Annotated in this window: 17 protein-coding genes and 1 tRNA gene; 12 read left to right on the forward strand and 6 right to left on the reverse strand. The window is 72.3% G+C overall.

Features of this window, described 5'->3' with window-relative positions; all coding sequences use genetic code 11:
• The first annotated feature begins 6 nt into the window (after positions 1 to 6).
• From DDW44_RS11750 to DDW44_RS11775, 6 genes are all read left to right on the forward strand, one after another.
• Positions 7 to 474, forward strand: coding sequence for an SRPBCC family protein (locus DDW44_RS11750; protein ID WP_027733315.1), 468 nt, complete (start codon positions 7 to 9; stop codon positions 472 to 474).
• Between the two features lie 347 nt (positions 475 to 821).
• A complete protein-coding gene (locus DDW44_RS11755) occupies positions 822 to 2198 on the forward strand; it encodes an APC family permease (RefSeq protein WP_108906374.1) in 1377 nt (458 codons plus the stop codon).
• A 214-nt stretch (positions 2199 to 2412) separates the two neighbouring features.
• A complete protein-coding gene (locus tag DDW44_RS11760; protein ID WP_026164951.1) occupies positions 2413 to 2823 on the forward strand; it encodes a hypothetical protein in 411 nt (136 codons plus the stop codon).
• A gap of 11 nt (positions 2824 to 2834) precedes the next feature.
• Complete coding sequence (locus DDW44_RS11765; RefSeq protein WP_212765845.1) at positions 2835 to 3584, forward strand: transcriptional regulator; 750 nt, start codon at positions 2835 to 2837, stop codon at positions 3582 to 3584.
• 38 nt (positions 3585 to 3622) lie between these two features.
• The gene (locus tag DDW44_RS11770; RefSeq protein WP_017945812.1) at positions 3623 to 4006 is read left to right on the forward strand and encodes a roadblock/LC7 domain-containing protein; all 384 of its coding nucleotides are present in this window, start codon (positions 3623 to 3625) and stop codon (positions 4004 to 4006) included.
• A 121-nt stretch (positions 4007 to 4127) separates the two neighbouring features.
• Positions 4128 to 4502 carry a hypothetical protein gene (locus DDW44_RS11775; RefSeq protein WP_018889843.1) on the forward strand — a complete coding sequence of 125 codons (375 nt, stop codon included), beginning with the start codon at positions 4128 to 4130 and terminating at the stop codon, positions 4500 to 4502.
• Positions 4503 to 4569: 67 nt separating this feature from the next.
• On the opposite strand, the gene DDW44_RS11780 is transcribed toward DDW44_RS11775, so the two are convergent.
• From DDW44_RS11780 to DDW44_RS11790, 3 genes are all read right to left on the reverse strand, one after another.
• Positions 4570 to 5103, reverse strand: coding sequence for a hypothetical protein (locus DDW44_RS11780; RefSeq protein ID WP_108906375.1), 534 nt, complete (start codon positions 5101 to 5103; stop codon positions 4570 to 4572).
• 165 nt (positions 5104 to 5268) lie between these two features.
• A complete protein-coding gene (locus DDW44_RS11785) occupies positions 5269 to 6108 on the reverse strand; it encodes a MurR/RpiR family transcriptional regulator (RefSeq protein ID WP_018889841.1) in 840 nt (279 codons plus the stop codon).
• Positions 6109 to 6807: 699 nt separating this feature from the next.
• Entirely contained in the window at positions 6808 to 8193 is a 1386-nt protein-coding gene (locus tag DDW44_RS11790; protein WP_108906376.1) for a cystathionine beta-synthase, read from the reverse strand.
• 143 nt (positions 8194 to 8336) lie between these two features.
• Between DDW44_RS11790 and DDW44_RS11795 the strand changes: the two genes are divergently transcribed.
• The 3 genes from DDW44_RS11795 (at position 8337) to DDW44_RS11805 (ending at position 12180) form a co-directional block, all read left to right on the forward strand.
• The gene (locus DDW44_RS11795) at positions 8337 to 9344 is read left to right on the forward strand and encodes an SGNH/GDSL hydrolase family protein (RefSeq protein ID WP_017945807.1); all 1008 of its coding nucleotides are present in this window, start codon (positions 8337 to 8339) and stop codon (positions 9342 to 9344) included.
• Between the two features lie 256 nt (positions 9345 to 9600).
• Positions 9601 to 10821, forward strand: coding sequence for an acetyl-CoA C-acetyltransferase (locus DDW44_RS11800; RefSeq protein ID WP_018889840.1), 1221 nt, complete (start codon positions 9601 to 9603; stop codon positions 10819 to 10821).
• A 492-nt stretch (positions 10822 to 11313) separates the two neighbouring features.
• On the forward strand, positions 11314 to 12180 hold the full coding sequence (locus DDW44_RS11805) for a hypothetical protein (RefSeq protein WP_108906377.1): 867 nt from the start codon (positions 11314 to 11316) through the stop codon (positions 12178 to 12180).
• Positions 12181 to 12360: 180 nt separating this feature from the next.
• On the opposite strand, the gene DDW44_RS11815 is transcribed toward DDW44_RS11805, so the two are convergent.
• Positions 12361 to 12684 (reverse strand): hypothetical protein, encoded by a 324-nt coding sequence (locus DDW44_RS11815; protein WP_167455488.1) that lies wholly within the window; start codon positions 12682 to 12684, stop codon positions 12361 to 12363.
• Positions 12685 to 12783: 99 nt separating this feature from the next.
• Here DDW44_RS11815 and DDW44_RS11820 point away from each other — a divergent pair, with 99 nt between their 5' ends.
• Positions 12784 to 13014 (forward strand): DUF4287 domain-containing protein, encoded by a 231-nt coding sequence (locus DDW44_RS11820; protein ID WP_026164949.1) that lies wholly within the window; start codon positions 12784 to 12786, stop codon positions 13012 to 13014.
• Positions 13015 to 13110: 96 nt separating this feature from the next.
• On the opposite strand, the gene DDW44_RS11825 is transcribed toward DDW44_RS11820, so the two are convergent.
• The gene (locus DDW44_RS11825) at positions 13111 to 13998 is read right to left on the reverse strand and encodes a Bax inhibitor-1/YccA family protein (protein WP_018889837.1); all 888 of its coding nucleotides are present in this window, start codon (positions 13996 to 13998) and stop codon (positions 13111 to 13113) included.
• A 392-nt stretch (positions 13999 to 14390) separates the two neighbouring features.
• Positions 14391 to 14472 (reverse strand) — tRNA-Leu (locus tag DDW44_RS11830).
• 425 nt (positions 14473 to 14897) lie between these two features.
• On the opposite strand from DDW44_RS11830, the gene DDW44_RS11835 reads away from it, so the two are divergent.
• On the forward strand, positions 14898 to 15668 hold the full coding sequence (locus DDW44_RS11835) for an ABC transporter ATP-binding protein (RefSeq protein ID WP_108906379.1): 771 nt from the start codon (positions 14898 to 14900) through the stop codon (positions 15666 to 15668).
• A 52-nt stretch (positions 15669 to 15720) separates the two neighbouring features.
• Positions 15721 to 18252, forward strand: a complete 2532-nt coding sequence (locus tag DDW44_RS11840) for an ABC transporter permease (RefSeq protein ID WP_108906380.1) — start codon at positions 15721 to 15723, stop codon at positions 18250 to 18252.
• Positions 18253 to 18281: the final 29 nt, after the last annotated feature.

An 18281-nucleotide genomic window follows, 5' to 3' on the forward strand; every position in this document is an offset into this window, starting at 1 on the left:
GGAGCCATGACCAGCAGAAGTGTCGTCGTCGAGCGGCGTATCGCCGCATCCGTGGACCGCGTCTGGGACGCGCTGACCGATGTCGAGGGTTCCCAGCACGTGCTGAGCGGCGTGGAGCGTGTCGAGAAACTCACCGAGGGGGCCTTCGGCGTCGGCACCCGCTGGCGCGAGACCCGGCGGATGTTCGGCAAGGAGGCCACCGAGGAGATGCGGGTGACCGCGAGCGAACCGCCCCGGCGCTTCGTCGTGGAGGCCGACAGCCACGGCACGCACTACGTGTCGGAGTTCGTGCTGCGCGCGGACGGCCCGGAGACCACGACGGTCCGGATGACGTTCTCCGGCAGCACCCCCGGAGGCGTCGCGGGCCTGCTCGCCAAGGTGCTGGGCCCGATCGGCGAGCGGGCCGTGGCCAAGGCCGTCGCGAAGGACCTCGCCGACGTCGCGGCCGCGGTGGAGGGGCAGCGCGGCGCCTGACCCCGGGCGGGGCACCCGACAAGCGCGGCCCCTGACAAGCGCGGCCCTGACGTGGGGCGGGGCGCCCTCGCGCGGCGCCCTCCGTAACGACGCGGGGCGCGGCGTCCGCCCGCGCCCGAAGGTGCCGACCGCCGTCACCCGCCCGCGGCCCCGCGCCGCCGGCCCGCGCGCCGCCCCGCACCCCGTGCGAACAGGCCGGTTCGGGGCACCGTACGGACCGGACGGCCCCGCACCCCGGACGGACCAGCCTCCCGTGAACGGACCAGCCTCCCGGCGCGCCGCAGGCATCAAGGACCAGTGGTCGGGCAGAGACTTTCCCAGCCGTCAACGGAAGCGGGAGAGGGTGCATGGCCACATCCACGTCCACGGGTCCGCAGGAGCACGAGTCGTCGCTGAAGCGCGCCATCGGCCCGAAGCTGATGATCCTCTTCGTCATCGGCGACATCCTCGGCACCGGCATCTACGCCACGACCGGAAAGGTCGCGGGGAAGGTCGGCGGGGCGCTGTGGCTGCCGTTCCTGATCGGCTTCGCCGTCGCGCTGCTGACGGCGGCCTCGTACGTCGAGCTCGTCGGCAAGTACCCGAAGGCGGCGGGCGCCGCGCTCTACACCCAGAAGGCGTTCCGGCTCCCCTTCCTGACCTTCATCGTCGCCTTCATGGTCATGTGCTCGGGGCTGTCCTCGGCGAGCGCGGCGGCCCGCGCGTTCAGCGGCCAGTACTTCCAGGAGTTCACCGACGCGATCCCGCCGACTGCGATCGCGATCGCCTTCATCCTCGGCCTGGCCGCGATCGCGCTGCGGGGTGTCGCGGAGTCGGTGCGGACGAACATGGTGCTGACGCTGGTCGAGCTGTCGGGGCTGGCGGTGGTCCTGGTGATCGGGGCGTACGCCGTGCTGAACGGCGTCGGGGAGCCCTCCCGGCTGGGCGAGTTCCAGTCCAGCGGCACCGGTTACGCCCTGCTGACGAGCGTGCTCGGCGCCACCGCGCTGGGGTTCTTCGCCTTCGTCGGCTTCGAGGACTCCGTCAACATGGCGGAGGAGACGAAGGATCCGGTCCGGACGTTCCCCCGCGCCATCTTCATCGGCGTCGGGGTGACCGGCACCATCTACGTCCTCGTGGCCCTGGTGTCGTCGCTGCTGGTCGACTACCGGACGCTGGCCCAGTCGGACGGCCCGCTGCTGGAGGTGGTGAAGGTCGGCGGGGTCGCCTTCCCGCCGAAACTGTTCGCGGCCATCGCACTCTTCGCGGTCACCAACTCCGCGCTCATCAACATCATGATGGCCTCGCGGCTCTGCTACGGGCTCGCCAACGAGAAGGTGCTGCCGCGCGGCATGGCCCGGCTGCTCCCGCACCGCCGTACGCCCGTCACCGGAATCCTCTTCGTCACCGTGATCGCCGTCGCCCTCGTCTCGACCGGTGAGATCGAGGGGCTCGGCGACACCACCGCGTTCCTGCTGCTGTGCGTCTTCGCGGTGGTCAACGTGGCGGTGCTGGTACTGCGCAAGGACCGCGTCGGGCACGCCCACTTCCGCACCCCGACGGCCCTGCCGGTGCTGGGCGCGATCACGTCGGTCGTCCTGGCGAGCCCGCTCTCGGAGCGGGGTTCGGACGTGTACATCAGGGCCGGCGTGCTGGTGGCCGTCGGCATCGCGCTCTGGGGCGTCAACAGGCTGTGGATGAGGATGCGGCACGAGGAGACCGCGACCTGGGGCTCCGCGGGCTGAGTACGCCGGTAGGCCGCGCGGTGCGCCGCCGCTGTACCGGTACGCCGGTACGCCGCGCGGTACGCCGACCGACCGGGTGGGCGAATCCTAGCGGTCCGGGCGCATGTTCCGATGGAAATTGCCAGAACTTCCACCTGCCGCCACTCCGTTGCGTAACCTTACGGCTACGGACATACGTCCGAGCCGTAAGCACATGTGCTGGGGGGATTTTCGCGTGCCCGGAATCGACGAGTGTCTACTGCACGCCATGCGGCTGCCCGGCGTGCGCGGCGCCGCCCTCGTCGACTGGACCAGCGGACTCGCGCTCGGCACGGTCGGGGACGCCGCCGGCGACGACCACGAGACGGCGGCGGCGGAGACCGCGGAACTGGCCCGCATGGCCGCGGAGCATCCCACCTTCACCCCGGTGGACACCGCCGGGGGCCCGGAGGCGGGCCACGGCAAGAACCCTCCGGTGGAGGACCTCGTCGTCACCACCCGCACGTGCTACCACGTTCTGCGCTTCGTCGAGACCAGCTTCGACAGCAGCGTCCTGCTCCATCTCTGGCTCGACCGCGCGGACGGCAACCTCGCCCTCGCCCGGCTCCGAATGCGCGATCTGACGGAGCGGCTGGTACTGGAGTGACCGTCTCACCGATGCTGCTGCGGCTCGCCTCCGAGCGGGCCACCGGCGCCCTCTTACGGGACCGGGGGACGCTGTACCTCGTCGAGGGCCAGGTCGTGCACGCCGAGAGCCCCGCCGCGCCGGGTATCGACGTCATGCTCTCCGCCACCGGACGGCTGCGCGCCGACGGCTGGACGGAGGCCCTTCGCGAGGCCGGGGCGGACGGCGCGGTCGGCCGCTACCTCGTCGACAGCGGCCTGGTGTCCGGCGGCGAACTGGAGATCTGCCATCTCGGCGCGCTCTTCGACGCGGCCTTCTTCGCCCTCGCCCCCAGCAGCGGCCCCACCCGCTTCCGCTACGGCGTGGCCCACTGGATAGGCCCGGTTCGGCCGGTGGCCGCCGAGGCGGTCGAGCGCGAGACCGTGCGGCGCCGGGCCCTGCTGGACCGTCTCTGGGCGCATCCGGAGACGGACACCGCGCCGGTGGTGCCCGCCCCCCGGACCGCCCGTCTGCGGACCGCCCCGCGGCAGCGCGCCGTCCTCGACCTCGCCGACGGGGTGCGTACGCCCGCCGACATCGCCCGCGCTCTGGGCCGTCCCGCGTTCCACACCCTCGTCGACGTACGCAGGCTGGCCGCGGCCGGGCTCGTCGAGACCCCGCGCCCGGCCCCCGCCACCGCGCCCACCCCGCCACCCGATGTCGCCCGCCTGATGGCGATGTCCGCCGATCCGGACGTCGCCCTGCTCCGCCGGCTCCGTGACGCCCTGGAGGCAACGCTGTGATGCGCGCGATGAGGCAGCGCGCCGAGAGGAGACAGCTGATGACCGCGAGCACCGGAGTCCTCGACGAACTGCACCGGTTGAGGACCCGGCTACCGCAGCTCACCGGCGCCCTCGCGGCCAGCGTGGACGGCCTCGTGCTGGCCAGGGACACCCCGGAGGCGGAGGCGGAGACCGTCGCCGCACTGACCGCCGCCGCACTCGGCGTGGCCGTGCGCCTCACCGAGGCGACCGGCCAGGGCCGCTTCCGCGAACTGCTCGTGCGCGGCGAGAGCGGCTATGTGGCGACGTACGCGGCGGGCACCGCCGCCGTGATCACCGTGACCGCCGAACCCCGGGTCAACGTCGGCCGGTTGCACCTCGAGGCCCGCAAGGCCGGGGCGCGCATCGGCGAACTCGTGGACGGAGCACTCGAACGCCCCTGAACCGACCGGCACCGTCGGCCGGGCACCGGCCGGACGCCCCCGGACCGGAGGCCGGCGGCCTCCCGCCCCCGACGGGCGAACGCACCACCAGAACCGAACAGTTCCACAACAAGGAGAGAGCATGGCGAACACCGAGACCGCCCTCAAGGAAGCGATGGCCGTGATCGACGGCGCGGTCGGCGTCGCACTCGTCGACTACACCAGCGGCATGGCCCTGGGCACCATCGGCGGCGGGAAGCACCTCGACCTGAACGTCGCGGCGGCGGGCAACACCGACGTGGTGCGGGCCAAGCTGCGTGCGATGGAGATGCTGGGTCTCCAGGACGAGATCGAGGACATCCTCATCACCCTGGGCGGGCAGTACCACCTGATCCGGCTGCTCAAGGCACGCGGCGGCAACGGTCTGTTCCTGTACCTCGCGCTGGACAACAAGCGCGCCAATCTGGCGATGGCCCGCCACCAGCTGCGCAAGATCGAGGCCGAGCTGGAGGTCTGACGCTTCACCGGAGGTCTGACGCATCACCGGCGCCCCGCCGGTGCCCCGCCGGTGCCCCGCCGACCGTTCAGCGACGCCGGGCCCCGCCCGGGGCGGCGTCGCCGGCGGCGGGGCCGGTGGTGCGGTAGCCCTTCACCCGGGTCCCGGTGGGCCGGCCGTCCTCGACCCAGTCGGTGCGCACCCACAGCAGCTTCTCGGCGGCGCTCTCCCGCCGCCCCAGGGCACGCGCTTTGAGCCAGAGCCCGGTACCGGCACCCGCGAGCAGCAGCCCGCCCGCCGCCGGTACGGCGAAGGCACTGCCGACCGCGGCGGCGAACGCCGCGAGCAGCCACCAGCGGTGCCTGCGGCGCCAGTTGCGTACGGTCACGGCCCGGTCCTGGAGGATGTCGCCCCGGGCGGCCCGGGTGGCCGCGCGCTCCAGTTCCCGGTACCGGCCCGTGCGGACGGATGCCACGACGGCCGCCGTGACCAGGAACACCGCGGCGCCGCCGTACAGTCCGATGCTGCGGCCGGTGAGCCCCTCCGGTACCAGCCCGACGGCCGCGGCGAGCCCGCCGAGCCACAGCATCGGGGCCGCTCCGGCCCGTACGACCACCGCCACGCGCGCCAGTGCGTGACCTCCGCCCCGACCCACTGCACCGCTCCCTTCAGCCGTCATGCCGTCCGGGCGTGGAGGCTAGCCGGTTTTCCTGAGGAACGCCTGAGAGGGAACGCGGGGACACGGGAACGCGGGAACGCCCGGAGAGGTACGGCGGGCGGCGGCGTGTCAGTCCGCGAAGAGTCCGCGCTCCGCGGCCCGGACGTCGAACTCCTCCAGCCGCGCCTGCGCGTCCGGCAGTCCGTCGCACATCGCCTCCAGCAGCACCCGGCCCAGCAGCATCGGCGCGCACGCCGTGTCGAAGGCGAGGCCGGTGCCGACGGCGGCCGGGATCAGCACATCGCTGTGGGCGGCGACGGGCGCGAACGCCGAGTCCGCGACCGTGACGACGGTCAGCCCGCCCTCGCGGGCGTACCCGAGCGCCTCCACGACCTCCCGGGGATGGCGGGGCAGGGCGAAGCAGAGGAGCGCGGTCGCACCCGCCCGCCGTGCGGCGTCGATGCGGTCGGCCAGCATCGAGCCGCCCTCGTCGAGCAGCCGGATGTCCGGGTGGACCTTGGCGGCGAAGTAGGCGAAGCCACGGGCCTGCGAGGAGGCCGCGCGCAGCCCGAGGACCGGCAGCGGGCGGGAGGCGGCGAGCAGCCGGGCGGCCCGTTCCACGGGGCCGGGGTCGGCGAGCAGTTCGGCGAGATGCCGCAGGTTCTCGATCTCGGCGTGCACGGCCTGCTGGTACTCGGTGAACTCCTGCCCTTCCTGGGCCGGTTCGGCGGGGGCCACCTCACGCAGGTGCCTGCGCAGCGCCGGATAGCCGTCGAATCCGAGCGCGACGGCGAAGCGGGTGACGGAGGGCTGGCTGACCCCGGCGAGCTCGGCCAGTTCGACGCTGGACAGGAACGGCACGTCGGCGGCCCTGCGCACCATGCAGTGGGCGATGCGGCGCTGGGTGGGGGTGAGCCGGTGGCCTTCGAAGAGCCGCTGGAGCCGTCCGGCGGGGCTGGTGTCGTTCATACCGTCCGGTCCCCCAGTTCGTCTCGCCCGGCGCCGGAGGTGCCTGCCCGTTCCCCGTCGCCCGGGACAGTACCGCGAGTGCGCGGCGCGGGGAGGTGGAACGGACACGGAGATCACCGGGAACCCCGGCCCACCGGCTATTCAGTCACCTTTAACTCTGCATGACCATATACAGACCGGGCAAGCGGCGCCGCGCCGACACCGGGCGGGCCGCTCGGGGCGGGCCCGTTCGGCCGCCGGGGCGGTCGGCGGCCCCGGGTCCGGCCCGGAGGAACGGACCAGGTCCGACCGGCAGCGAACGGACCGGGTCCGACCGGCGCGAACAGGCGGGTCCGACGCGGAGGAACGCGCCGGGCGCCGACGGGGGAGCGGACCCGGCGCCGATCCCGAGGAGGGGCCTCGCGGCCGTCCACGCCGCGTCACCGGCCTTGCCGTGCACGGAGCTTCGCGCAAGTGGTACTGGCGCGACACGTCGGCGCAGCACTCGCTTAACACGCGTCCGGCACATTGGGGGTTGTCGGCGTCAAGGACCTCCGGAGCGGCTCCCGGACCTCCATGGACGCCCGGACGTGAGGCCGGCCCTGACCCGGACCGCGTCCCCCGCGGGGACCGCCGTCGTCCCGCCCCCCGGTCACGGGGGTGCGGCGGTCCCCGCGCATCCCTGCTCCGGGAGACCGCCGCACCCCCGCCCCGTGCCGGCTACTTCCCGGACATTGCCAGGAACGACAGCAGGTCCTGACGGCTCACGACACCGGTGGGCTTGCCCTCGACCAGCACGATCGCCGCGTCGGCGGTCCCGAGCACGGACATCAGGTCGCCGACCGGCTCGCCCGAACCGACCTGGGGAAGCGACTCGCTCATGTGCTTCTCCAGCGGGTCGTTCAGCGAGGCGCGCTGCGTGAACAGCGCGTCCAGCAGTTCCCGCTCCACCACGGAGCCGATGACCTCGGCGGCCATGACGTCCGGGTGCCCGGCGCCCGGCTTCACGATCGGCATCTGGGAGACGCCGTACTCGCGCAGCACCTCGATGGCCTGGCCCACGGTCTCCTCGGGGTGCATGTGCACCAGGGACGGCAGGGCGCCCTCCTTGTGCTTCAGCACGTCGCCGACCCGCGGCTGGTCGCCGGCCTGCTCGAGGAAGCCGTAGTCGTTCATCCACTCGTCGTTGAAGATCTTCGACAGATAGCCGCGTCCGCTGTCCGGGAGCAGCACGACCACCACGTCGTCCGGGCCGAGGCCCTCGGCCACGCGCAGCGCGGCGACGACCGCCATCCCGCAGGACCCGCCGACCAGCAGGCCCTCCTCCTTGGCGAGGCGGCGGGTCATCTGGAACGAGTCCTTGTCGGACACGGCGATGATCTCGTCCGTGACGTTCGGGTCGTAGGCGGTGGGCCAGAAGTCCTCACCGACGCCCTCGACCAGGTACGGCCGGCCGGAGCCGCCGGAGTAGACGGAGCCCTCCGGGTCGGCGCCGACGACGCGCACCGCGCCGCCGCTGATCTCCTTGAGGTAGTTGCCGGTGCCGGAGATGGTGCCGCCGGTGCCGATACCGGCCACGAAATGGGTGATTTTCCCCTCAGTCTGTTCCCACAGTTCGGGACCGGTCGTCTCGTAGTGCGAACGCGGGTTGTTCGGGTTGGAGTACTGGTCCGGCTTCCAGGCACCCGGCGTCTCGCGCACCAGCCGGTCCGAGACGTTGTAGTACGAGTCCGGGTGCTCCGGATCGACCGCCGTCGGGCAGACGACGACCTCCGCGCCGTACGCGCGGAGCACATTGATCTTGTCCGTGGACACCTTGTCCGGGCAGACGAAGATGCACTTGTAGCCCTTCTGCTGGGCCACGATGGCCAGCCCGACGCCGGTGTTGCCGCTCGTCGGCTCGACGATCGTGCCGCCCGGCTTGAGCTCCCCGCTCTGCTCGGCCGCCTCGATCATGCGCAGGGCGATGCGGTCCTTCACCGAGCCGCCGGGGTTGAAGTACTCGACCTTGGCGAGGACCGTCGCCTGAATGCCCGCGGTCACGCTGTTCAGCTTCAGCAGCGGGGTATTGCCAACCAGACTGATCATCGAGTCGTGGAATCGCACCGTAAGTCTCCGGGATCTCCGTAGTGGTTCCGTCAGCGTATGCGCATTCGGCTCGAGATTGGGCTACGGCCGTTGCGGGGCAGTTAGCTCTTGGACGACTGCACGGCTACGAGGAGGTGGCTGGGACTGTGTCGAGGGCGAGGGTGGCGCGGCGCATCGCGGCGGGCGCGGCTTACGGCGGCGGCGGGATCGGTCTGCTCGGAGCCGCGGCGGTGACTCTTCTGCTGGCCGAGGTGCAGTTGGCGAAGAGATCGGTGGGGGGCGGTACGGCTCCCTTCCCGCCCGGGGCGGACGGCGTCTACGGCACGGCCTTCGGGCTGTCCGGTCCGCTGCGGCTGGTCCTGCTCGGCGACTCGACGGCCGCCGGTCAGGGCGTGCGCCGGGCGGGGCAGACCCCGGGCGCGCTGCTGGCCTCGGGTCTCGCGGCGGTGGCGGAGCGCCCGGTGGAGCTGTTCAACGTGGCCCAGCCCGGTGCGCGCTCCGACGACCTCGAACGGCAGGTGGGCCTCGCCCTGCGGGACCCCGCCCGGATCCCGGACGTCTGCGTGATCATGATCGGGGCGAACGACGTGACGCACCGGATGCCCCCGACCCAGTCGGTGCGCCACCTCTCCGCGGCGGTGCGCCGGCTGCGGACGGCCGGTGCGGAGGTGGTGGTGGGCACCTGCCCGGATCTCGGCACCATCGAACCCGTGTACCAGCCGCTGCGGTGGCTCGCCCGGCGGGTCTCCCGGCAGCTCGCGGCCGCGCAGACGATCGGCGTGGTGGAGCAGGGCGGCCGTACGGTCTCGCTGGGCGACCTGCTGGGTCCGGAGTTCGCGGCGAACCCCCGCGAGTTGTTCGGACCCGACAACTACCACCCCTCGGCCGAGGGGTACGCCACGGCGGCGATGGCGGTGCTGCCGACCCTGTGCGCGGCGCTGGGCCTCTGGCCGGAGACGGACCGGCTGGACGCCGACCGCCGCGAGGGCATGCTGCCGGTCGCCAAGGCCGCGGCGGAGGCGGCGAGCGAGGCCGGTACCGAGGTCACCGGCGCCCGCGCCCCGTGGGCCCTGCTCAAGCACCGCAGGCGCCGCCGTCTGCCGGTCCCGGCGGAGCCCGCGCCTTCCGAGCCCCGGGCCGCCGAGGTCCGCGGGCGGGGGACGGAGTGAACACGCGGCCCGCGCCCGGACGGCGGCGCCCCCACCGGGCAGCCTCCCGGCCCGGACCGGCCCGGACCGGATCCACCGCGGTCGCCACCCCTCCCGCCCGGACCGCCGCGGCCGCCGCGGCCTCCGGCCGACGGGACCCCACCCGTAAGCGAGCGCTTAGAAAAGAGGTCCGCATCACACGGCCCGTACCGTGACCCGCGCTATACGTAGGGGTAACTTCCAGACTGTCGCCCCCGAGCACCCCACTGGAGCCGTGATGCCCGAAGCCGTGATCGTCTCTGCCGCCCGCTCGCCCATCGGACGGGCCTTCAAGGGCTCACTGAAGGAGCTGCGGCCGGACGACCTGACCGCGACGATCGTCCAGGCCGCACTGGCCAAGGTCCCCGAACTGGACCCCAAGGACATCGACGACCTGATGCTCGGCTGCGGCCTGCCCGGCGGCGAGCAGGGCCACAACCTGGGCCGGATCGTGGCCGTGCAGATGGGGATGGACCACCTCCCCGGCTGCACCGTCACCCGCTACTGCTCGTCCTCGCTGCAGACGTCCCGGATGGCGCTGCACGCCATCAAGGCCGGCGAGGGCGACGTCTTCATATCGGCCGGCGTCGAGATGGTCTCCCGCTCCGTGAAGGGCACCTCCGACGGCCTCCCCGACACCCACAACCCGCTCTTCGCCGAGGCGGAGGCCCGGACCGCGGCCGTCGCCGCCAGCGAGGGCGCGAGCTGGCACGACCCGCGCGAGGACGGCCTGGTCCCGGACGCGTACATCGCGATGGGGCAGACCGCGGAGAACCTGGCCCGCCTCAAGGGCGTCACCCGCCAGGAGATGGACGAGTTCGGCGTGCGGTCCCAGAACCTCGCCGAGGAAGCGATCAAGAACGGCTTCTGGGAGCGCGAGATCACGCCCGTGACGCTGCCGGACGGCACGGTCGTCAGCAAGGACGACGGCCCGCGTGCCGGCGTCACGCTGGAGGGCGTGCAGGGCCTGAAGCCGGTGTTCCGCCCGGACGGCCTGGTCACCGCGGGCAACTGCTGCCCGCTCAACGACGGCGCGGCCGCGCTGGTGATCATGTCGGACACCAAGGCGCGGGAGCTGGGCCTGACCCCGCTGGCCCGGATCGTCTCCACCGGGGTCTCCGGCCTCTCTCCCGAGATCATGGGCTACGGCCCGGTCGAGGCGAGCAGGCAGGCGCTGCGGCGGGCCGGGCTCACCGTGGACGACATCGACCTGGTCGAGATCAACGAGGCGTTCGCGGCGCAGGTCATCCCCTCCTACCGGGACCTGGGCATCCCGCTCGAGAAGCTGAACGTCAACGGCGGCGCGATCGCGGTCGGCCACCCCTTCGGCATGACCGGCGCGCGCATCACCGGCACGCTGATCAACTCGCTCCAGTTCCACGACAAGCAGTTCGGCCTGGAGACCATGTGCGTGGGCGGCGGCCAGGGAATGGCGATGGTCGTCGAGCGGCTCAGCTGAGACGCCGAGGCAGGGGAACGTGCCGTTCCGGGCGGGGTGTCGTGCCCGTGCGCGACACCCCGCCCTGCCGGCGGGGGGCGCCCGACGCCCCGCCGGCACGGCGACCGGGCCCGAAGCCGCCACGGCGGCCGGACCCCGACCGTGCCGGTAGGGCGAACGGGCCCGAACCGCGCCGGCCCCGCGCGCAGGCCCGAACCGCGCCGGTGCGCACCGTGCCCGGTCCGCGGCCGCGTATCGCGAGACCCCTCCCCATCCCTCCGCGGCCGCTCGCCCAACCCCGCCGTCTCCCAGCCGTGACCTAAAAGCCCCCAGGATGTGACCTGTCTCCCTGCGGCTGGCGTTTGCCCAGGTCACATGCGCCCCGTTGAGAGACTTCCGGCTCAGAGGCCTGTCTCTTTCATGACGTTCGTGACGTATTGCACTGACACCAGGTGTGGGCCCACGACAAGCTGATGTAGTAAGTCGGGAAGTCCTCGAACCGGGAGTACGTCAGTGAGCGCCTTGTCCCTCGCCCTGCTGCTGACCACCGCCGCCGCCACGGCTGTGGGCGCCGCTGCCCTGCACACCACTCTCGGGCTGCGCAAGCAGGTCACCGCCCTGCGTGCGGAGCTGGCCGCCGCGAGCCGTCACGGCAGCGGCCCCTTCGGCTCCGTGCCGCAGGCCCGCACGGCTCCCGCCGTCGAGATACGCGCCGCCGTCGCCGAGGCCCTGGCCGAGGAACGCGAGCGCGAGCTGGCCGAGGCGCGCGCCTTCTGGGCCGCGCAGGAGGCCCGCGAGGCGGCCGACGCACCGCGCTTCGCCGGCGAGTCCCCGCTGACGATGCTCGGCGGGCTGGCGGACCTCGGCGAGGACGCCCCGGTGTACGTGCCCAGGCAGGCCGACTTCGCCGGGCTGGAGGCACTGGACCTGGAGGCGGCGGAGGCCCTCGACGAACTCGCCGAGCCGGAGCTCGCCGAGTATCCCGCCGAGTTCGCGGAGGACTCCCCCGAGCTCGCCGCGGCCCGCCGCCGGCACCCCTCGCACCCCGACTTCGTACCGGTGCAGACCCCGGTCGTGACCGACCACGAGCGCACCGTGGCCCGGCTGGAGGAGCTCGCGGACACCGCGACCGCCCTCACCGACGTACGGCCGGGTCCGCTGGGCACCCTCGACGTGTACGTGTTCGCCGACGGCACGACCCTCTGCATGACCCCGGGGCACCGCGAGACCGCGGAGCGGCTCGGGGAGGCGCTGCGCGCCGGGCGGACTCCGGTCCTGCTCGGCGGCTCGGGCGTCTCCGGCGCGTACTCCCTGACGTTCTCCTGCGGCAGCGGGGAGAACGTCTACGTCCTCGCGGACCGCGTCATCGCCTCGCTCTGAGCCCGGCCACGGGACCTGCCAGGACCGCCCGGACGGCCAGGACCGCCCGAACCAACGGGACCGACGGGACGGCCGGGACCGACGGGACCGAGGCCCGCCGGAACCGCCGGAACCGCCGGAACCACCAGGCCCGCCCGGCTCCGCCGGGACCCCGCCCCCAGGGCCTCCCGGGTGCGCCCCTCAGAGCCCTGCCCGCCGCGCCGCCGCCTCGACCAGTTCCACGGCCTCGTCCAGCTCCCCCGACGAGGCCGTCCCCGTGCGTACAGCTTCGGCCAAATCCGTCCCCGCGACCACCAATTGGTCCGCGACCGCGAAGACGCCCGCGTCGGGCATGATCCGCGGCTGCCGCCCGGGGGTCTCGATGCGCTGGGCGCGCACCGCCAACTCCCTGGCCAGTGCCAGCCCTTCGGCCGCCGCCCCGCGCTGGAGCCGGCTCTGCGGGGCCGCCCGCAGCCGGTCGGCGAAGCGTTCCACGGCCGCCGTCAGAGGTGTCGTATCAAGCACGGAGCGACCCTATGCGCCGGTACGGGACTGTTGCCAATACGCGGACACTGAGGCACGGTGACCTGAAGGACCACACGCGCAATGCGTCCGGAGGCGCCGATGTCCCACGTCTTCTCCGAAGAGACCCATCGCAACCTGCTCTCCCGTATCCCCCACTGCACCGGTCGTGAGATCGCCGACTGGCTGCGCACCGTCGAAGAAGGACCATCCCTGTTCCGTTTCGAGGAGAAGGTCAGCTGGCTCCGGAGCGAACACGATCTCGCGTACGGCCATGCGAAGGCGATCATCCACGAGTACGACCTGAGGAGGGCGGCCCGCAAGCTGCTCTAGCCGAACCGGCTCGAGGACGAGCGATGGGCCCGCCCGGCGGATGCCGGAGCGGGCCCATCGTCGGTTCGCCGGGCGGCCGTGCGGGCCGCCCGTGCGTCAGTCGTCGCCTTGCAGGATCGACAGCAGACGCAGCATCTCCAGGTAGATCCACACCAGGGTCAGGGTGAGGCCGAAGGCGGCCAGCCAGGACTCCTCGCGGGGAGCGCCGTAGTTGACGCCGTCCTCGACCTGCTTGAAGTCCAGGGCGAGGAAGCAGGCACCGAGGATGATGCCGATGACACCGAAGAGGATGCCGAGACCACCGCTGCGGAAGCCGAGGCCGTCACCGCCGCCGAAGACGGCGAACAGCAGGTTGACCGCCATCAGCAGCAGGAAGCCCATCGCGGCCGCCATCACGAAGCCGTAGAAGCGGCGGGTGACGCGGATCCAGCCCATCTTGTAGGCGAACAGCACACCGCCGAAGACGGCCATGGTGCCGAGCACGGCCTGGGCGACCACGCCGTCCGCGATGTAGGTGGACACCGCGCTGGAGATCACACCGAGGAAGACACCCTCGAACGCCGCGTAGGCGAGGATCAGCGCGGGCGACGGCTTGCGCTTGAAGGACTGGACGAGCGCCAGCACCATGGCCACCAGTGCGGCGCCGATGGCGATGCCGTACGACTTGCCGATGTTGGCAGGGTCGACGGGCAGAAGCACCCACGACAGGATCGCCGTGAGCACGACGGTGCCGAGCGTCATGGCGGTGCGCGCCACGACGTCGTCCATCGTCATCACATTGGTCGGGGCGGGTGCCTGCGGCGGGGCACCGAGCTGGGCGTCCGCCGGCGCGTAGGGGTTGGTGGCGTACGGGTTGCCGGCGCCCTGGGCGTACGGGTTGCCGCCGACTGCGGGGCCCCCGGCCTGCGGCGCGGTGTTGAAGCCCGCGTAGCCGTTGTCGCGGCTGAACCCCCGTCGCGAGAAGACCGGGTTGCTGCTCCTCATCTCACTCCTCCATGGCCGCCCTGCGCGGCCTTGACACAAGAGTAATGCGGGGGCAAAGACCTCGGCCTAGTGCTGAAGGAGGATCTTTCCTCGATCGTGACTGACCTGTCGCCCTGCACCCGCCGTGCACTCTCTCCTCACACTACAGCCGGTGAACGGAGTCACTCATTCCCGGGTCTGCGGGGTTCACTCCGGAGGCGGTGCCGGAAGGCCGCCGGAGGGTGAGGGGCCCGGCGTACGCGGGCGCGGGCCGGGCAGGCGTTCCGGGGGACCGGGTCCGGCGTCCGGGTGGCTTCGGGCCGGCTGCGTACCGGCGACGGCGGCGGCCGCGCGGGCACGGGCAAGCGTTCAAGAATTCAACGGGTACCGCTCGCGCCGCGGACGCATGAACGTGCCCGGAGCCGGACTCGAACCGGCACGGCCCGAAGGCCAGCGAGGTTTAAGCTCGCCGTGTCTGCATTCCACCATCCGGGCTGGTTACGCGGTCCTGCGTACGCGGCTCTGCGTTCGCACACGAGCCTATCCGCACGGCTCACCCCAACAGCGGAACAACGTGCCTAAGTTGTCTTATTTTATTGACGACTGAGGGGTCGTCAGCCCTTGCGACCGGCGGTTTGCACCTGCCGAGGCGGGCTCCCGCCGCACCCGGCGCCACCCGTGGGAATGACGGAAAGTCGCCGCCCCGGCACACCCCGGGAACCGGACGGCGGCGCCCCGGCGAGGCGTGCCCGCCCCGGAGGCGCCCCAGGGGCCGCCGTCATACCAAAGGAGGACGGGGGTGCCGCCCCGTCAGACCGGAGAAGGCCCCGGGAACGGGCACCGGGACGGACGATCCGGCGGGGGCCCGGGCAGCACGATGGTGCGGTCCGCACGGAACGCCGCGACAGGAGAGCCCACTCGTGACCACCACATCCACCACCGCCCGCGTCACCGCGGTGGCCGCCCGCGCCACGGATCTGTCCAAGGTGTACGGGGAGGGCGAGACCCGGGTGGTCGCCCTCGACCGGGTCACCGTGGACTTCCGCCAGGGCGAGTTCACCGCGATCATGGGCCCGTCCGGTTCCGGCAAGTCGACGCTGATGCACTGTGTCGCGGGACTCGACGGCTTCAGCAGCGGCTCGGTACGCATCGGCGAGACCGAACTCGGTTCGCTCAAGGACAAGCAGCTGACCCAGCTGCGCCGCGACAAGATCGGCTTCATCTTCCAGGCCTTCAACCTGCTGCCGACGCTCACCGCGCTGGAGAACATCACCCTGCCGATGGACATCGCCGGACGCAAGCCCGACCAGGAGTGGCTGCGGCTCGTCATCGACATGGTCGGGCTCTCCAACCGGCTCGGACACCGGCCCGCCCAGCTGTCCGGCGGCCAGCAGCAGCGCGTCGCCGTGGCCCGCGCGCTCGCCTCCCGGCCCGAGATCGTCTTCGGCGACGAGCCGACCGGGAACCTCGACTCCCGCTCCGGCGCCGAGGTCCTGGGCTTCCTGCGCAACTCGGTACGGGAGCTGGGCCAGACCGTCGTGATGGTCACACACGACCCGGCGGCCGCGTCGTACGCGGACCGTGTCGTCTTCCTGGCGGACGGCCGGATCGTGGACGAGATGACCGCGCCGACCGCCGACGGCGTGCTCGACCGCATGAAGGAGTTCGACGCCAAGGGCCGGACCAGCTGACCCACGCCTCCACCGCAGACTTCCGGACCCCACCCCAGGACTGACCCACACCATGTTCCGTACCGCCCTGCGCAATGTGCTCGCGCACAAGGCCAGGCTGCTGATGACCGTGCTCGCCGTGATGCTCGGCGTGGCGTTCGTCTCCGGCACCCTGGTCTTCGCCGACACCCTCTCAAACGCCTTCCGCAACCAGTCGGCCAAGAGCTACGACGACGTCGCCGTCGCCGTCACCTCGTACGCCGACGAGAAGGACCCCGGGCAGGAGCCCGGCATCTCCGAGCAGACCCTCGGCAAGGTCGCCGCGCTGGACGGCGTCGCCGCCGCCCACGGCCGCGTCGACGGCTTCGCCGGGGTCGCCGACCCCGACGGCAGGCTCATCGGCGTCGGCTGGTCGAACAAGGGCTCCAACTTCTCCCCCGGCAAGGACGGCAAGGACCCCGCCTACACCTTCACCGACGGCGGCGGCCCCGCGAAGGCCGACCAGATCGCCCTGGACGCGGACAGCGCCGCCAAGGGCGGGTACACGGTGGGCGACCGGGTCCGCGTCGCCACCAACGGGCCGGTGGCGGAGTACACCCTCAGCGGTGTCTTCACCACCAAGGACGGTGCCGTGAACGCCGGTGGCAGCCTGGTCCTCTTCGACACCGAGGTGGCCCAGAAGCTCTATCTGAAGCCGGGCTACTACCGGGACGTCACCGTCGCCGCCGCCCCCGCTGCCGACGCCGCGAGGATCCTCGACGCGGTGGAGCCGCTGCTGCCGGAGAACGCCGAGGCGCAGACCGGGAAGGCCCTCGCCGAGAAGCAGGCCGCGGACATCGAGAAGGGGCTCGGCACCCTCAAGCAGATCCTGCTCGGCTTCGCCGGGATCGCGCTCTTCGTCGGCGTCTTCCTGATCTCCAACACCTTCACGATGCTGGTCGCGCAGCGCACCAGGGAGCTCGCCCTGATGCGGGCCGTCGGCGCCTCCCGCCGCCAGATCACCCGCTCGGTGCTCGTCGAGGCCGCGATCGTCGGCGCCGTGGCCTCGGCCGTCGGCTTCGCCCTCGGCATCGGGCTGACGGTCGGGCTGCGCGCGGGGATGGCCGCCTTCGGCATGAAGGTGCCGGACGGCCCGCTCGTGATCTCCGCGACGCCGGTGGTCGCCGCCTTCGCCGTCGGTGTGCTCGTCACGATGTTCGCCGCGTGGCTGCCCGGACGCCGGGCCGCGAAGATCCCGCCGGTCGCCGCCATGGGCAGCGTCCACGCGGCGCCCGGCGCCAAGTCGCTGGTGCTGCGCAACTCCGTCGGGGGCGTCCTGACCGGCCTCGGCGCGGGCGGCATCGTCTGGGGTGCCGCCGCAGCCGGCGGCACCGGGCGGATGCTGATCGCGGCGGGCGCGTTCCTCGCGCTGATCGGCGTGATCGTGCTGATCCCGCAGCTCTCGCGGCCCGTGATCGCCCTCGTACGGCCGCTGCTCGTCGGCGTCTTCTCGGTGGCCGGCAAGCTCGCCGGGCGGAACGCCGTCCGAAACCCCCGGCGCACCGGTGCCACGGCCTCCGCACTCGCGATCGGACTGACCCTGGTCACGGGTCTCTCCGTCCTCGGCGTCACCGTCGGCCGGGCCGTCGACAAGATGACGACGGACAACATCAGGGCCGACTACATGGTCACGATGGCCAACGGCGGAGGCCTGGACCGGTCCGCGCTGGCCGCGCTGGAGAAGGCCCCGGGCGTCTCGGCGGTCTCCCCGCAGCAGGCCGTGTACTTCGAGGTGAAGGGCGACTTCGCGGCCGCTTCGGCGGTCACCCCGGGCGACGTCGAGAAGGTCCTGAACGTCGAGGTCGTGAAGGGCAGCCTGGACACCCTCGCGAAGGGGGGCGTCGCCGTCGCCGAGAAGACGGCAGCGAGCAAGGGCTGGAAGGTCGGCGACAGGCTCCCCGTCACCTTCAGCGACAAGAAGAAGGGGACCCTGGAGGTCGGCGCGGTCTTCAAGGACAGCGAGTTCCTGTCGCCGGTCCTGGTGAGCACCGAGGTCGCCGACCCGCACGAGGTGAAGCCGCACATCCCGGAGATCTTCGTCAAGACGGACGGCGGCCAGAGCGAGGCGAACGAGAAGGCCCTGATCGACGCGCTGGGCGACAACCCCGCCATCGCGGTGATGGACCGGCAGGACATCCGCGACCAGTTCGGCGGCATCATCAACACCCTGCTGAACATCATGTACGGCCTGCTCGCGATGGCCCTGATCATCGCGGTGCTCGGGGTGGTCAACACCCTGGCGATGTCCGTCTTCGAGCGGCAGCAGGAGATCGGCATGCTGCGCGCGATCGGCCTGGACCGGCGCCGGGTGAAGCGGATGGTCCGGCTGGAGGCCGTCGTCATCTCCGTGTACGGCGCGGTCGTCGGCATCGGCCTCGGCACCTTCCTCGGCTGGGCGATCGGCGAGACCTTCCGGGACAAGGTCCCGGGCTACGCCCTGGTCCTGCCATGGGACCGGATCGGCCTCTTCCTGGTGCTCGCCGGACTGGTGGGCGTGCTCGCCGCGATGTGGCCGGCCCGCAGCGCCGCACGGCTGAACATGCTCACCGCGATCAAGACCGAGTAGCCGTACCGAGGACGCATCACGGCCGCCCG

The organism is Streptomyces tirandamycinicus (assembly GCF_003097515.1).
Lineage (GTDB): Bacteria > Actinomycetota > Actinomycetes > Streptomycetales > Streptomycetaceae > Streptomyces > Streptomyces tirandamycinicus.

Bases quoted from the DNA above. Each gene is read 5' to 3' on its own strand.
- DDW44_RS11750 (WP_027733315.1), top strand. From the start codon at position 7: ATGACCAGCAGAAGTGTCGTCGTCGAGCGGCGTATCGCCGCATCCGTG.
- DDW44_RS11755 (WP_108906374.1), top strand. From the start codon at position 822: ATGGCCACATCCACGTCCACGGGTCCGCAGGAGCACGAGTCGTCGCTG.
- DDW44_RS11765 (WP_212765845.1), top strand. From the start codon at position 2,835: ATGCTGCTGCGGCTCGCCTCCGAGCGGGCCACCGGCGCCCTCTTACGG.
- DDW44_RS11770 (WP_017945812.1), top strand. From the start codon at position 3,623: ATGACCGCGAGCACCGGAGTCCTCGACGAACTGCACCGGTTGAGGACC.
- DDW44_RS11775 (WP_018889843.1), top strand. From the start codon at position 4,128: ATGGCGAACACCGAGACCGCCCTCAAGGAAGCGATGGCCGTGATCGAC.
- DDW44_RS11785 (WP_018889841.1), bottom strand. From the start codon at position 6,108: ATGAACGACACCAGCCCCGCCGGACGGCTCCAGCGGCTCTTCGAAGGC.
- DDW44_RS11800 (WP_018889840.1), top strand. From the start codon at position 9,601: ATGCCCGAAGCCGTGATCGTCTCTGCCGCCCGCTCGCCCATCGGACGG.
- DDW44_RS11820 (WP_026164949.1), top strand. From the start codon at position 12,784: ATGTCCCACGTCTTCTCCGAAGAGACCCATCGCAACCTGCTCTCCCGT.
- DDW44_RS11825 (WP_018889837.1), bottom strand. From the start codon at position 13,998: ATGAGGAGCAGCAACCCGGTCTTCTCGCGACGGGGGTTCAGCCGCGAC.
- DDW44_RS11840 (WP_108906380.1), top strand. From the start codon at position 15,721: ATGTTCCGTACCGCCCTGCGCAATGTGCTCGCGCACAAGGCCAGGCTG.